This window comes from Neobacillus drentensis (assembly GCF_036962765.1).
In the GTDB taxonomy this organism is placed as follows: domain Bacteria; phylum Bacillota; class Bacilli; order Bacillales; family Cytobacillaceae; genus Neobacillus; species Neobacillus drentensis_C.
Genome location: NZ_JBALOS010000171.1, coordinates 1 through 12,291, shown reverse-complemented (window position 1 = coordinate 12,291; position 12,291 = coordinate 1). Strand labels below are relative to the sequence as shown.

10 protein-coding genes and 1 pseudogene are annotated in these 12,291 nt (G+C 37.2%); 6 read left to right on the top strand and 5 right to left on the bottom strand.

All coding sequences use genetic code 11. The features are described 5' to 3' along the window. Window positions 1–31 precede the first annotated feature (31 nt). Window positions 32–481 (top strand): nucleoside deaminase, encoded by a 450-nt coding sequence (locus V7137_RS20510; protein WP_335699789.1) that lies wholly within the window; start codon window positions 32–34, stop codon window positions 479–481. A gap of 64 nt (window positions 482–545) precedes the next feature. On the opposite strand, the gene V7137_RS20505 is transcribed toward V7137_RS20510, so the two are convergent. Continuing rightward, a complete protein-coding gene (locus V7137_RS20505; RefSeq protein WP_335699788.1) occupies window positions 546–1,427 on the bottom strand; it encodes an alpha/beta hydrolase in 882 nt (293 codons plus the stop codon). A 117-nt stretch (window positions 1,428–1,544) separates the two neighbouring features. Beyond that, window positions 1,545–2,456 carry a LysR family transcriptional regulator gene (locus V7137_RS20500; RefSeq protein WP_335699787.1) on the bottom strand — a complete coding sequence of 304 codons (912 nt, stop codon included), beginning with the start codon at window positions 2,454–2,456 and terminating at the stop codon, window positions 1,545–1,547. Between the two features lie 239 nt (window positions 2,457–2,695). Here V7137_RS20500 and gdhA point away from each other — a divergent pair, with 239 nt between their 5' ends. Continuing rightward, window positions 2,696–4,072, top strand: coding sequence for an NADP-specific glutamate dehydrogenase (gene gdhA / locus V7137_RS20495; RefSeq protein ID WP_335699803.1), 1,377 nt, complete (start codon window positions 2,696–2,698; stop codon window positions 4,070–4,072). Between the two features lie 325 nt (window positions 4,073–4,397). On the opposite strand, the gene V7137_RS20490 is transcribed toward gdhA, so the two are convergent. The 3 genes from V7137_RS20490 to V7137_RS20480 form a co-directional block, all read right to left on the bottom strand. Further along, window positions 4,398–4,970 (bottom strand): cysteine dioxygenase, encoded by a 573-nt coding sequence (locus V7137_RS20490; RefSeq protein ID WP_335699786.1) that lies wholly within the window; start codon window positions 4,968–4,970, stop codon window positions 4,398–4,400. A gap of 12 nt (window positions 4,971–4,982) precedes the next feature. Beyond that, window positions 4,983–5,909, bottom strand: coding sequence for a DMT family transporter (locus V7137_RS20485; RefSeq protein WP_335699785.1), 927 nt, complete (start codon window positions 5,907–5,909; stop codon window positions 4,983–4,985). Window positions 5,910–6,491: 582 nt separating this feature from the next. Next, window positions 6,492–7,190: a hypothetical protein gene (locus V7137_RS20480; RefSeq protein WP_335699784.1), complete on the bottom strand. Its 699-nt coding sequence runs from the start codon at window positions 7,188–7,190 to the stop codon at window positions 6,492–6,494. Window positions 7,191–7,514: 324 nt separating this feature from the next. Between V7137_RS20480 and thrC the strand changes: the two genes are divergently transcribed. The 4 genes and pseudogenes from thrC (at window position 7,515) to V7137_RS20460 (ending at window position 12,144) form a co-directional block, all read left to right on the top strand. Next, window positions 7,515–8,918: a threonine synthase gene (gene thrC, locus V7137_RS20475; protein ID WP_335699783.1), complete on the top strand. Its 1,404-nt coding sequence runs from the start codon at window positions 7,515–7,517 to the stop codon at window positions 8,916–8,918. A 269-nt stretch (window positions 8,919–9,187) separates the two neighbouring features. Continuing rightward, a complete protein-coding gene (locus V7137_RS20470) occupies window positions 9,188–10,405 on the top strand; it encodes a glycosyl hydrolase family 18 protein (RefSeq protein ID WP_335699782.1) in 1,218 nt (405 codons plus the stop codon). A 275-nt stretch (window positions 10,406–10,680) separates the two neighbouring features. Further along, window positions 10,681–11,348: pseudogene (rpiA, locus tag V7137_RS20465) on the top strand (ribose-5-phosphate isomerase RpiA). A 202-nt stretch (window positions 11,349–11,550) separates the two neighbouring features. After that, window positions 11,551–12,144, top strand: coding sequence for a hypothetical protein (locus V7137_RS20460; RefSeq protein WP_335699781.1), 594 nt, complete (start codon window positions 11,551–11,553; stop codon window positions 12,142–12,144). Window positions 12,145–12,291: the final 147 nt, after the last annotated feature.

Genomic DNA, 12,291 nt, shown 5'->3' with positions numbered 1-12,291 from the left:
TATTATCTACAAATAGTAGGAGGAATTTATGATGGATTACATGAAATTAGCTGCTGAAGCAACGATTGAAGGGATGAACAATCAGGTTGGAGGACCATTCGGAGCTGCTGTAGTTAGAGGTGATGAAATAATTGTGGTTGTTAGTAACACAATGATGCGTGATACCGATCCTTCAGCCCATGCTGAAATGGTAGCAATCAGAGAAGCTTGTAAAAAATTAGGAACAATGGATTTATCTGATTGTGTGATTTATGCAACCTGTGAACCATGTCCAATGTGCGTATCTGCTATCATTTGGTCAGGTGTTAAGGATGTTTACTATTGTAATACATCTGAAGATGCGGATAAACATGGCTTCTCTGATATGCATCTACGTAAGTATCTTACTGGTGAAGATAAGAGTGTTCTCAATATGGTGAAGGTTGAGCAAAGGGACGATTGTGATCATTTATTCGAACATTTTCACAAGCTTAACAAATAATCATATTTTGTTATAAATAATATTGTCCTTTAAGCTGCAGAGACAATGTTCTCTGCAGCTATTACTATTTTAATTGCTGGCGGAGAAAATGTATTACTTGAGACATTGCATCTTGAACAATTGGATTATGAAAATCCTTTTCAAAAACATGCTCTCCATTTGGAATTGTAATAAGCTTTGTTTCTACTTCTTTTTTTATCAAGGCTGCTCTCATAAAAACTGATTGTTCATAGGGTACGTCTGTATCTTTTGTTCCATGCAACAATAAAGTAGGTGGAAAATCGGTAGTTATATTATGTATTGGACAAAATTTAAGGATCTCCTCTTTATTTATAATTGGGTCCTTCCCCGTAATCTCTTGAACCCAAACTCCTTGCTGCCTTGCATGTAAATAAAGTAAATAACGCTTTTCAATGGAAGCTTCGGTTATTATTTCATCCGTTACAAGCATTTTAGCTAGAGAGTTAGGTATCATCTCTTTTTTGCAATAGAAATTACTTGGATGTATAGCCCAAGTAGTACTTATGTCCCCATACCCATAAAAGGAAACAATCGCTCGTGGCTTATGTTTAAAAGTACCCGTAAATAGAGCAAGAAAACCACCTGCAGAACCGCCAACAACTCCTATCTTTTTCGGATCAATCGAAAATTGATTTTGCCCTTCTGATTCTAGCCAAAGGAGAGCATCTTGAACGTCCTCAAGGATGTTTGACAATTTTGATTCAGGAGCCAGCCTATAATCGATGGAAAATAATGAAAAACCATTATTTGTATAAAGACTAATCATTTCCTCATCAATATCTTCCCTTGACCCCCATATTAACCCGCCGCCGTGAATATAAACCACAACTGGTGAATGATTCAGGTTTTTTGCCTGATAAAAGTCAGCTTTAATTTTATAATGAGCATCTTTCTTATATATTAAGGTTTTCTTAATTATTTTCATACACCCCGATCATCGTTCTATTAAGAATATTCATAAATAATTGAACTGTTGCCTGGAGAAGTGTTGATACACTTCTCTTTGTTTTTTTTTAAACATGTTTTACAATTAGCGATTTTTTTACTTTCTAAACTCATTTAATCTTTCATAAGTTTCAAGCAGGAATTGATAAAATAATGCTTCGGTTGGGAGCAGTTTACGTTGGGTCGGGTAAATGACACCGACTGTTCGTGTGAGATTCGTATCTGATATTGGAATCACCACGGTGGATCTTGGTGTGTTATCTACCAATGTCATCTCTGGCATCAATGCTACACCTAATCCTGCAGAGACTAACCCTTTTAAGGCATCAATATCTTTCCCTTCGAATGCAATACGTGGTGAAAAACCTGCAGCATTACATGCTTGAACAACCTGTTCACGAAATATAAACCCTTCAGGAAGGACACAGAATGAGTCATCTTTTAAGTCCCGTAACCTAATTGATTCCCGATCAGATAATGGATGATGAATAGGGATGAGGGCAACTATATTTTCTGTGAAAAGAGTCGCCCCTTTAATTTTTTTCTCTTTTTCCTGATTGGGCATAGGGGCAATCATGGCCAAATTAAATTCACCATTAATAACACCATCTATTAACTCATAATAAAGTGCATTGCTCATTTGAAATTTCGCTTCTGGGTACCGAGTGCGAAAAGCATAAATAATCGAAGGCAGTGTATGAGCCGCCATACTGATTGGAAATGCAATTCGAACAGTCCCTTTTTCAGGATTTAAGTATTCTTCTACCTCTCTCTTTGCATCCTCCATCAAATACCACACTTGTTTCATCCGTTCATAAAAAATTCTTCCCAGAGGGGTTAACTTTACGCTTCTTCCTTCACGTATAAAAAGTTTTACACCTAATTCGTTTTCTAAATTGAAGATTTGTCTGCTAACAGAAGATTGGGCAACATGCAAGGCATCTGCTGCCTCTGTTACATGCTCTCTTTTTGCGACTTCTAGGAAATATTGAATTTGCCTCGTCTCCATTTTTTAACCACTCCATTTTTAATGCGTTAAATGCATCGATTTCATCGGAAAATAAGATTGAAACTATTAATTATAAAATTATAAAATGAAAACACATGTAAGAAAAGGGAATTTTCTTAATTTTAAAGCTGTGTTAACGGTTATTGTTAATGTTTAAGCAATGTTGATTGGAGCGCAAATCAACATACAAGTATAACACAGCCAACTTTAGAATAGATTAGGGGCTGATTGCGTTGAAAATGCTGGATAGAGTAGAAGAGAATCAAATGCAAATCGTGCAAGATTACGTAAATCGTTTATTTAAAACCGTTCAAATGCGTAATCCAAATGAAGGGGAATTCCAGCAGGCTGTTAAAGAAGTGCTTGATTCTTTAGTACCTGTCCTTTTAAAAAATCCGAATTATATCAAACAAGCAGTTCTTGAAAGAATAATCGAACCGGAGCGATTGATTACCTTTCGAGTTCCATGGGTGGATGATAAAGGGAATGTACAAGTGAATCGTGGTTTTCGTGTTCAGTTTAATAGTGCGATTGGACCTTATAAGGGGGGACTAAGATTTCACCCTTCTGTTAACGCAAGCATCATTAAATTTCTCGGGTTTGAGCAAATCTTCAAAAATTCATTAACAGGGCAGCCAATAGGCGGTGGAAAAGGCGGTTCTGACTTTGATCCAAAAGAGAAATCTGATCTAGAAATTATGCGTTTTTGTCAGAGCTTTATGACAGAGCTTAGCAGACATATCGGACCTGATATCGATGTTCCAGCTGGGGATATCGGAGTTGGGGCTAAAGAGATTGGGTATATGTTCGGTCAATATAAAAAATTAAAAGGTGCGTATGAAGCAGGTGTCCTAACTGGTAAGGGTATTGGTTATGGAGGAAGTTTAGGCCGGAAAGAAGCGACAGGATATGGATTAGTATACTTTGTAAAAGAAATGCTCCAAAGTCAGGGATTAAGCTTTAAAGGTAGTACAGTTGTGGTATCTGGTTCAGGTAATGTTTCGATTTATGCAATGGAAAAAGCAATGGAATACGGTGCAAAAGTGGTAGCATGCAGCGATTCAAGCGGCTATGTGTATGATCCAAACGGAATTAACTTAGAGACCGTTAAACGAATAAAAGAAGTAGAGAATAAGAGAATTTTTGAATACGTCAAAGAACATCCAGACGCTATATATCAAGAAGGGTGTTCAGGAATCTGGGCGATCCCGTGCGATATTGCTTTACCATGTGCAACGCAAAATGAGGTAAATAAGGAAGCGGCAGAAATATTAGTTTCGAATGGGGTAAGGGCAGTGGGCGAAGGTGCAAATATGCCTTCTACTCTAGAAGCCATCGATACATTTATCGATCATCATGTCTTATTTGCTCCTGCCAAAGCAGCTAATGCAGGAGGGGTTGCAGTCTCCGCGTTAGAAATGGCGCAAAATAGTGCAAGGCTTGCTTGGACATTTGAAGAAGTTGATTTGAAATTACAAGACATCATGAAAGATATCTATAGTAAGAGTATGAAAGCATCAGAAGATTATGATGCTCCAGGGAACCTAGTTGTCGGTGCTAATATAGCTGGATTCGTAAAAGTAGCTGATGCAATGATTCAACAAGGAGTAATATAAGAAATAAGTAATAGAACAACGACGAAAAGTCACCCATTGGTGGCTTTTTGTTATTTTGTGAGAACTAGAGTTTGAAAAAGTAATTGAGATTAGGTCACATACAAACTTTCTAAGAAAAGGAATGACGTATGAATAGGCATACGTCATTTTCAATATTTATCAAGGTTTTACACCAATTGACATCATTTTTTATGATGGACAATAAGTATTGTACAATTAAAAGAGAATGCCAAACTCGCCAATACTAAAGTGAGATACCCCATAAAGTTAGACAAATTATTCTTACGCAGCTTGCAGGAAGCCTTTTTATTATTTGACAAAGAACTCATTCTTCTATAACAACATCCTTCTTCAGTTGTATCTCCTTCACCTTCTGATACTGTTCTTCGGGCCACCATGCGCCGCAATCGTCTGATACGACACAGGCTGCACATTTTTCTAAGTCATAGACGATCATCCCTGTGATTGGAGGGGAATAAAGATGGAGAGTTACCAAATCGGTATTGTTTGAAGCTTTCATTTTATGAATAGCTTTTTTCGGTGCATAAAAATATTTCCCCATATGATAGCATTCATGAAACAATTCTGAAGGCAAGCCATTCCCGTTCACTTCATAAACCGAATTTAGCGTGGTACCAGAGAGCACTTGTATCCAGCCGTGGGAGCTGCCATGATCATGCGGGGCACACTCCAGCTGAGACCAATTCATGATTAGCATCTCGATTTCTTCATTTTTATAAAGAAGCTGTCGATTGTATGGCTTTCCCTCGGCTGGCTCGGGCAATTGAGCAAGATCATCAACTTTCAAATCTAATTGTAATAAAGCTTCTTTTAATTCGACTTTAGAGGGGCTTCTTAGTGTATCAAATACATTCTTTATCCTAGTTGTCAATGTCATAAAGCTCTCCTCCTATTGATGTTTTTTCTTGAATAAGCTGAATAACATAGGTACAAGCTGACCATTAACGACAATGACTCCAATAATAATTATGATTCCTCCAGCAACACTTATGAATAAAACTTTTTCTTGTAAAAGCAAAACCGCAGCAATTAAAGTGGAGACTGGCTCTAAATATAGAAACATTGAAACCTTTGATGCTTCCAAAACTTCCAGCGCCTTAGCCCAATACCAGTAGGCAATCCCTGAAACGAAAACTCCCAGAAACAACAAATGCGCCCACTCCGTATGGGTAAGTAGTGAAAGGGATTCCCACCCCTTGTGCCGGATGATAAAAGGTGTGGTAAGAACCAAGCCAAGTAAACTCATATAAAACGTCACTAAAAGAGGCGAATAAGGAGTTTTTAAGGATTTTAAAAGCACTGAATAAACAGCCCAGTTCAATGTGCTTAAAATCATGAGAAAAAAGCCGATGTTCAGGGCAAATTGAAAGGATTGTCCACCTCTGGTCGTTGTGACTAGCAACACACCCATTATAGCCAGCACCATTCCTGCAGCCTTAGTTATAGTCATCTTCTCGTGCAAAAAGAGAATGGATAGAATCACAGTAAAGATGGGAGAAAGCGATATGAGCCATCCAGCAGAAGAAGCATTAATCGTCAACAATGCTGTAGCCTGGAGCAATTGATGCACAAATACCCCAAGAATGCCCAGTATTATTAAATGAGGGATATATTGAAATGAGACTTTTAATGGGGTACGCTGCAATAGTAATAACAACAGTAAAAATAAGGCTCCTATTCCAAAACGAAGAACGAGTAACGAATAGGGATCAAGCTTCCCAACTACTGCTTTAGTCGATACAAATGAGACACCCCAAAAACTAATGGAGATTAACGCATACACTGAAGCAGTTAACTTCGACCTATAATAAGTCATGTCGGAACATCCCTCTCAGCAAAAAGATCGTTATTCCATCATATGCTTGTACTGAAAGAAGATGTTTGTGACTTTTTGCAAAAGTGGTGAGGATCTTCTAGTTTAAAAATGAAATCAAAGTTGTAAATTAGTGGCGATTCTGGGTTATCAGTAATAAATTTGTTTCAAGGCATCAAAAGTCTATCTATGTATTTTAAAGTTAGTTTTTTCGAAATTATTGTTGATTGTTTGTTTCGCTGATAAAATTGCAGATACGCTGATAAAATTGCAGATACGCTGATAAATATACGAAATTCGCTGATATATCGGATTAATTCACTAAAAAGGTGTGATTTTACACTTTTTACGGAGATTAAACGTGGTAAATAACCACATTCATTACGTAAACAACCTAAAAAGGACTTAACTCGTTGGTTAAGTCCCTATATAAATGGATTCGTTTAGTTTTCCTAGTAAGTATTAGGCTTAATAGCCAAAAATTTATTCCTTTCTCAAAGTTTATTCTATCGAAAAGGATTATCCATTTAATCCTATTATTTCGATTTTACTAGTATGAAGTTTATTTAAAAGGGACGATCCTCATCAACACCTCCTCATTATTAAAATGGTTTGGTTCCGATCACCTGGACCGATAAAATCTAATGCCGCAGGAGAAAAGACCGTAACTGTTCTTTTAATGCCCTCCAAAAGAATTCGGGTTGATTTCATAACACCGATATCCTGAAAGACATTGCCTCCTGAGAAAATCTCCTTGTTGGCTCTCCTACCGTGGACAGCGATATTTTTTTTACTAGCTGATTTAGCGACAACACGCTCATTCGATTCTTTAGTAATTCGCAATGATTCTTTCTCTGGTTGAAAAACCTCTTCTTCCATTGATGCGACTGTACCAATCTCACGCTTATTTAACACCAAGACGAATTCATAGCCTGTTTCTGTTTTCTTTTGGACAATTCCTACTTCATCTGTAATAATCGTGACGCAATCTACGTTTTCATTTATGTGTGAGTTTTGAGAGGTTTCTTTTTGTTTCACAACTCGATAAAATGCTTTTGCTCCAATTCCTTCATCTGTGAAGTCAAACGGTTTGATACTTTGTGTGCGGACAAAGTAGAGTTGATGAACCTTTTCTTTGCTGTTTAATTGGACACATAACGCAACATCTTCTTTCACCACCCTTCCCTCACCGCTCGAGAGCATAGGGACATTCATGTTCATTCCTGGAAATTGAACGAAGATGTAGCTGAAGTTTTTCTTAGGTTGTAGATCCGAAAGTATCATAAACTCACAACCTCTCTATTTTTGTTACAAGATTATTTTTCTTGTAAGAGTATAATTCAATATCATTCTTCTCATTCCTGTCTGAGGATGATGAGTTTTCATCGTCACTTTCTTATGAAATGCGATGCTTCCTCCTAAATTATGAGTAAATATACTATCGAAACATGTAAATAATAAAAAAACGCTTTCAAAAACGACAATTTATAGACTATTCGATCAATTGTGTTAAAATAAATTTTATATATTAAAGCGCCAAAGTAATATAGTAATATCCCGCTCCAAAATTGATTGTCTTACAACTTTTTATATACAAGGAGGAAAGCTATGAACTTTGTAAGTACACGTGGAAACGTAAATAAAATTGGTTTTATTGATACAGTCTTAATGGGATTAGCTAATGATGGGGGACTATTAGTACCGGAGAAAATCCCACAAATTCCTGCAGATAAGTTAGAAACAATGTCCCAGTTAACATATCAGGAATTAGCATACGAAATCTTTTCCTATTATGTTGAAGGAGAAATTCCCGACAATGATCTAAAGGCATTAATCGAGAGAAGCTATTCAACCTCCAGGCACTCAGAAGTAACACCTGTTCAAAAGCTGAAGGATAACATGTATGTTCTAGAACTTTTCCATGGTCCGACCTTTGCTTTTAAAGATATTGCTCTGCAATTCTTAGGGAATCTATATTCCTATGTTTCAAAGAAAACTGGTGAAACAATTCATATTCTTGGTGCAACTTCAGGAGATACGGGGGCATCAGCCATTGAAGGGGTAAGAGGAAAAGAAGGCATTCGCATTTGTATCTTGCATCCCCATGGCAAAGTAAGTAAGGTACAAGAATTACAAATGACGACTGTTGATGACCAAAGTGTATTGAATTTGGCTATAAAAGGAACGTTTGACGATGGTCAAAGAATCATCAAGGAATTGTTCGCAGATGTAGATTTAAAAAATAAATATCATCTTCGTGCGATAAATTCTATTAACTTTGTACGGATTTTAGCGCAAACGGTCTATTATTTCTATGCCTATTTCCAAGTGAAAAAAGAGAGCGATGTAAAGAATGTTAACTTCAGTGTGCCAACAGGTAATTTTGGAGATATTTTTGCTGGTTATCTTGCAAAGAAAATGGGTCTACCAGTTGGTAAACTCATTGTGGCAACGAACGAGAATAATATTTTAGAAGGTTTTATTCATGACGGGGTGTACCAACCTGGTGAATTCCGCAGCACCTATAGCCCTTCTATGGATATCCAAGTAGCTAGCAATTTTGAACGCTATTTGTACTACTTGCTTGGTGAAAATCCAAACGAAGTGTCTGCCTTAATGGAGAAATTCAAGGCAAAAGGAAAAATTGTCGTGAACGAAGAGCAGCTCCGTCAGGTAAAAGAGGATTTTGCTGCATATGGAGTTGAAGGGGAAGAATGCTTGAAAACCATCAGTAAGTACTATGATGAAACGAGTTATTTATTAGATCCACATACTGCTTGTGGGGTCGCTGCATACGAAAAGTGCAATAAACCTAATGAGGTTTGTGTCACACTCGCTACAGCTCACCCAGCAAAATTTAATGAATCCATTGAACGTTGTAATATCAAACAGACATTCCCTGAGCAAATTACACAATTATTCGATAAACCACAATATCTAGAAGTTGTTGAGGCGAATAAAGATGAAGTTGTTCGTAATTTAGAAAAGCTTTTTAGTTTTACAGCTAAGTAAATCCTAAAATTAGGCTCATGATATGTTGATCCTCTTTTGCTATATTGGAAACTCCAATAAGTAAAAGAGGCTTTTTTGTGGCTGAACACATCACCATGGGTAAATCATTCTCTCAGAGAAGCGGATATCATAGTTTATTATCGACCGAATACCCAAAAATTCGTTCGTGCGGTCGCTTATCAAGCTTTTTTTAAATATTTGCCGTGAATAAATTATAACTTTTCTCATCAACTTAAGAAATAAACAAATTAGAGAAGTGGGTGTAATAGGTGTCGCGGAACTGTCATCAGTTATTCACCATAATTTCTTTAGGCATGGTCATTTTACTACTGTCATCCTGCAGTCATTCACAAAGAAAAAATGGAAGCTCAACTAGTGTTCGAGAAAATACTTACGGTATCGAAAAGCCACTGCCAGAGAATATGCAGGATTTTCATCCAGGTTATTCAGAAACGCCCGACCAGAGAGTTCGGGTACACAATATTAATAAAATTTCTCGTGAAGTTTTAGGTTTTTACACAGAGCAGGAAGGAAGTTATCCAGGTTCTCAACCTACAGTTAACTCGCAATTCACCAATTTAAGCATCATTGCACCCTTCTGGTACAAGCTTGATGATAAGCGTCCAGGCAGAATTATAGATTCCGTTACAGCAGCTCATAAGAGAAAGGTTATTCAAAGCGCTCATGAAAAACATGTGAAGGTATATCTAGTTGTTCACAACCTTTTTTATGAAACCCTGGAGAAGGGAAAGCAAGTAGCGAGTAATGTACTCGATAACGATAAAAGCCGCAGTGTTTTCATTCAAAATTTACGAAATGAAATGAAACAGTTCAGTTATGACGGTATTAATATTGACATGGAAAATTTGTATTTGAAAGACAGAGATACCTTTAGTTTGATGATTAAAAAATTGTGTGAAACGCTGCATCGTGATGGAAAAGTAGTCACGGTTTCAGTTCCGGCAAACACAGGTGATTCGCGTGCTAATCCCTGGTCACCGTGGTTTGATTACGCAAAGCTTGGTCAATTTGCAGATAGGTTAATGATTATGACCTACGATGAACACAACGCACACACAACACCCGGGTCAACGGCATCTGTTGATTGGACTGAAGCAACGATTCGTTTTGCTTTGAATAAAGGAGTACCACCATCAAAAATTTTACTCGGTATCGCTGGTTATGGATGGGACTGGGACAAAACAGCTAACAAAGCCTCTTATTGCTCCTATGCACTGTTAATGGGGCGTAAAACAAAATATAAAGCTGAAATTTTGTGGGACCCCCGTTCGCAGACACCTCATTTCGGTTATGTAGATGAAAAAAAACATGTCCACGAGGCCTGGTTTGAGAATAGTTACAGTCTGCGGTTTAAACTAAACCTTGTGGAAAAATATAACTTACAAGGAATCGGAATTTGGAGACTCGGCTTAGAAGACCCTATGTACTGGAAGGCCATACCCGGGAAAATAAAAGTAAAAAAATGAAGAGAGGTCCCATGGTGAACTAAAGTTTTAACGCACCGGGGGACTGACCTATTTTTCCAAACTTTTTAAGCTTTTAATTATTTCTCATGTGCAATTTAATTAGACGGAATGAAAAAACGCCCTTTATGTTTTTAGGACTAACTATACCCAAAAACATGAAGGGCGTTTTCGTGATTAAGTGAAGGCATCATTCTTTTAAACCTTTCTAAAAAATGAAATCAATAGTTGTAGTCTATAATATGAATTAGTAAAAATTTATAAAAGTAGGTGTCAAAATGAACGAAAAACAAATAGTCGGTGAAAAAGCAGCAGAGTTTGTAAAAGATGGCATGATTGTGGGGCTTGGTACGGGATCGACAGTTTTCTATACCATTCAAAAGCTTGGCCAGTTAGTGAAGGAAGGTCTTAATATTAAAGGTATCCCAACCTCTGTTCAAACGGAAGAGTTGGCAAAAGAATTGGGCATTCCACTTACGAGCTTCAGTGAAATCGAAGGTATAGATATTGCAATTGATGGGGCAGATGAGATCAATCCTGATTTGGAACTGATTAAAGGTGGAGGCGGTGCACTGTTAAGAGAGAAAATCATAGCGAAAGCGGCCAAGAAATTTATTGTTGTAGCAGATACGTCCAAAAGAGTAGAGAAATTAGGGGCGTTTCGACTTCCAGTAGAAGTGTTGCCGTATGGATTTGAAATGACGGAAAGACATATTAGAGCTATTGGTTTCGTCCCAGAAATTCGCCAAACCGGCGCCAATAAGTTTATTACCGATAATGGGAATTATATATTTGACTGTCATTTTCCAGGTAACTCTCAACCTGAAATATTAGAACAAAAGCTTACATGATTCCCGGAGTTGTAGAAAATGGATTATTTGTTGGAATGACTGATCTTGTCATTACTATGGAACGAGATAACAAGGTTATTATGTTAATAAGGTAATATCGTTGTGCTTAAGTTCTCAAAGCGAGAGAGACTTATTTGAATCTCTCTATTTGGCTATTTTTTATCTTTACAATATCGTCTTACCTTAAAAAATAGCATGGTCCACGACATATAACTATTAAATCGAGTAATAAGCCGTTTCACATTTAAGGGAAGTTAATATGATATTTCGAAACGTAAAGAAAAGAGGTGTCATTTAATGCATTTAAAAAAACATAGACATAATGTAGTACTAAGTTCCGGACCAATTGTACCTAATCCTAATACGGAGTTAATATCTGTCGAAATTCTGAATGTAGACCATAACCATTCAAGAGACGTAATTGTTGAGGTGAAAAACTGGACAACCTGTCCTCCTAGTGAACAAGGGAAGTTTGTATTCCTTTATGGGGTACAACTAAATCCTGCAGATTTCCCTACAGTCGATGAAAGTAGTGAAGATGAAAGCAGCGATAATAATTTTACAGGTGAAACTGAAGCTAGTCCTGAAGCTAGTGTAGTAATTCAAGATATACCTGATGCATTTCCGCCAATCACTACACCACTCTTTTTCAGAATTCCGGCACAAAGTCGATTAACAATTTTAGCATTTCCTCCTGCTCCAACCCTTCCACCAAGTCCATGCTATGAAGTCCGCATCGTCCCACCGAATCCTGTCAATTTGTTTTTCAGTAGTTTTGGTTTGAGTAGTGATGGAATTCCACAAGAAGGCAATACAGTGTTGCATCATCAGTTCTTTCCGCCAAATCCGATTTTTCCACCATCCCCGGTCCTTCCACCTAGCCCATTATAAAAAACGTTAAAAAAGGTAGCCATTTTTAGGAAGGGTTCTGTTTTGAAGTGCAGACGGACTAATAATCATACAAAAACACATATGAATTTACTTCTTAATTCACACATAAAAAATAATCTATCCAACCAGGTGTAATGTAGTTTTTGT

Bases quoted from the DNA above. Each gene is read 5' to 3' on its own strand.
- V7137_RS20510 (WP_335699789.1), top strand. From the start codon at position 32: ATGGATTACATGAAATTAGCTGCTGAAGCAACGATTGAAGGGATGAAC.
- V7137_RS20505 (WP_335699788.1), bottom strand. From the start codon at position 1,427: ATGAAAATAATTAAGAAAACCTTAATATATAAGAAAGATGCTCATTAT.
- V7137_RS20500 (WP_335699787.1), bottom strand. From the start codon at position 2,456: ATGGAGACGAGGCAAATTCAATATTTCCTAGAAGTCGCAAAAAGAGAG.
- gdhA (WP_335699803.1), top strand. From the start codon at position 2,696: ATGCTGGATAGAGTAGAAGAGAATCAAATGCAAATCGTGCAAGATTAC.
- V7137_RS20490 (WP_335699786.1), bottom strand. From the start codon at position 4,970: ATGACATTGACAACTAGGATAAAGAATGTATTTGATACACTAAGAAGC.
- V7137_RS20485 (WP_335699785.1), bottom strand. From the start codon at position 5,909: ATGACTTATTATAGGTCGAAGTTAACTGCTTCAGTGTATGCGTTAATC.
- V7137_RS20480 (WP_335699784.1), bottom strand. From the start codon at position 7,190: ATGATACTTTCGGATCTACAACCTAAGAAAAACTTCAGCTACATCTTC.
- thrC (WP_335699783.1), top strand. From the start codon at position 7,515: ATGAACTTTGTAAGTACACGTGGAAACGTAAATAAAATTGGTTTTATT.
- V7137_RS20460 (WP_335699781.1), top strand. From the start codon at position 11,551: ATGCATTTAAAAAAACATAGACATAATGTAGTACTAAGTTCCGGACCA.